The following is a 2,539-nucleotide window of genomic DNA, read 5'->3' as shown; positions in this document are numbered from 1 at the left end:
AGCCGCACCCGGAATGGCGCCAGCGCCTCAAGCGCCTGCGCCTGAGGAGACGGCGATGATCGACCTGTGGCCACAATGGCTGCGCCCGCTCTGGCTGCTGGCCGTGCCGCTGCTCGGCTGGCTGCTGTACAAGCTGTGGCATCGGCGCAAACGTGCCGGGCGCTGGCAGATGATTCTACCGCCGGCGTTTCATGGCGTGCTGCTGGGTGGCGGCAGCGGCAGTAGCAGCAAGCTGCCGTGGGTGGCCCTGGGCCTGGCCTGGGCGCTGGTGATCCTGGCCCTGCTCGGGCCCAGCTGGCAGCGCCTGGAAGAAAACCGCCAGCGCCCGGCCGACCCGCTGGTGATCCTGCTCGAACTGACCCCGCAGATGCTCGCCGAGGACAGCCCGCCCAACCGCCTGGAGCAGGCCCGGCGCAAGGTTCTCGACCTGCTCGAACACCGCCGCGACAGCCAGACTGCACTGGTGGTCTATGCGGGCTCCGCGCACACACTGGTGCCGTTGTCCGATGACCTGGCCACCACCCGCAATCTGCTCGAGGCCGTCGACCCGTCGATCATGCCCAAACCCGGCCAGCGCGCCGACCTGGCCGTGCAAAAAGGCCTGGCGCTGCTGGCCCAGAGCGGCCTGGGCCAGGGCCGCCTGTTGCTGATCGGTTCGGCGCTCAGTGCAGCCGAGCGCCAGGGCATCGCCCAAGCCCTTGGCCGCCAGGGCCCGAGCCTGTTGATGCTGGGCATCGGCAGCCGCGAAGGCGCACCGGTGCGCCAGGCCAACGGTGAATACCTCAAGGACGATCAGGGCGGCATCCTGGTACCGCGCCTGGACAGCAGCAGCCTCAAAAGCTTCATCAGCGGCACCGGGGGGCGCTACCGCCATGCCCGCATTGACGACCTCGACCTGCGTGGCCTGGGCCTTTTCGACAACCCGCGCAGCGCCCGCAACGACGGCCAGACCGTGCAGCTGGACAGCTGGGCCGACCAGGGCTACTGGCTGCTGATCCCGCTGTTGCTGCTGGCCGCCTGCGCCGGCCGGCGTGGCTGGCTGTTCTGTTTGCCGCTGCTGCTGGCACTGCCTCAGCCCAGCCAGGCGTTCGAGTTCAACGACCTGTGGCTGCGCCCCGACCAGCAAGGCCAGCGCCTGCTTGAGCAAAACCGTCCGGCCAGCGCCGCGCGCCACTTCCACGACCCGCAATGGCGTGGCATGGCCCTGTACCAGGCCGGCGATTATGCCGCTGCCGCCGACGCTTTTTCCCAAGGCGACACGGCCGCAGCCCACTACAATCGAGGCAATGCCCTGGCCCGCAGCGGCGAGCTGGAAGCCGCGCTCGACGCCTACGAGCAAGCCCTGGAGCGCCAGCCCGACCTGCAACTGGCGCTGGACAACCAGGCGCTGGTGCAACAAATGCTGCAACAGCGCGAAGCCCAGGCCGAAGAACAGCCGCCACACAGCGATGCCCAAAGCACACCCGGCAGCGAAACCGAAGGCAACAGCAGTTCGGCCAGCAGCCCCGCGCAAGGCACGCCCGGCAGTGACCCACAAGCCAACGCCGAACAACCCGGCGAAGGCAGCAACAACACCCAGGCCACACCCGGTAACCAGGCAGGCGCGGATGACAGCGTCATCCAGCCGCCCCAGCGACCGGTATCGACCAGCCTCGATGCCGAACAGCGCCAGGCCCTGGAACAATGGCTGCGGGAGATCCCGGATAATCCGGCGGAGCTGCTGCGGCGCAAATTCTGGTATGAACAGCAATTGCATCAGGAAAACCCACGATGAGTCGCTTCGGCGTCTTTATTCTCAGTGCACTCTGGGCCGTACTGGCCCAGGCCGAACCGCTGCTAAAGGCGAGTGTTGACCGTACCCGCCTGGAAGCCGGCGAAAGCCTGGAGCTGACCCTGGAAAGCCAGGACGTGACGCAGTTCGGCAAGCCCGACCTGCGCGCCCTGGAAGGCGACTTCGAAGTGCGCGGCACGCGCCAGCTCAACAGCCTGCACACGCTGGACGGTGAAACCCGCGCCAGCACCCGCTGGATCATCACCCTGCTGCCACGCCGCAGCGGCAGCCTGCGCATCCCCGAGCTACAGCTGGGCCAGTCGCACAGCCAGGCGATCGAGCTGCAGGTGCTGCAGGCCGATGCCAGCCGCCAGGACAGCGCCCAAGTGTTCGTCGAGGCAACCCTCGACAGCACCGAGGTCTACGTGCAGGCCCAGGCCGTGCTGACCTTGCGCATCTACCATTCGGTGGCGCTGTACGACGACAGCAGCCTCAGCCCGCTGCAACTGGAAAATGCCAAGGTCGAGCCGCTGGGCGAATCGCGCACCTATGAAAAGGAAATCAATGGTGTGCGCCACGGCGTGATCGAGACCCGCTATGCGCTGTATGCCCAGCAAAGCGGCAGCCTCGACATCCCGCCACTGACGTTCACCGCCACCGCCGCTGCCAGCAGCGATGAAGCGCCGCAAGGCAACGGCACGGCCCGCGCCGGTCGCCAGGTGCAGGTCAGCTCGCTGCCTTTGCGCCTGGCCGTGCGGCCGATTCCGC

Annotated in this window: 2 protein-coding genes; both read left to right on the top strand. The window is 67.7% G+C overall.

The genetic code is table 11. The features are described 5' to 3' along the window. The first annotated feature begins 55 nt into the window (after window positions 1–55). On the top strand, window positions 56–1,774 hold the full coding sequence (locus HP547_RS19705; RefSeq protein ID WP_172287144.1) for a tetratricopeptide repeat protein: 1,719 nt from the start codon (window positions 56–58) through the stop codon (window positions 1,772–1,774). Beyond that, on the top strand, window positions 1,771–2,539 hold a 769-nt coding region (locus HP547_RS19700), incomplete at its 3' end, for a BatD family protein (protein ID WP_172287143.1). The genes HP547_RS19705 and HP547_RS19700, both read left to right, overlap by 4 nt.

It is taken from the genome of Pseudomonas sp. CM27 (genome assembly GCF_013179515.1).
Taxonomy (GTDB): Bacteria; Pseudomonadota; Gammaproteobacteria; order Pseudomonadales; family Pseudomonadaceae; genus Aquipseudomonas.
The sequence above is the reverse complement of the archived record's forward strand: the minus strand, read 5'-3'. Positions and strand labels throughout refer to the sequence as shown.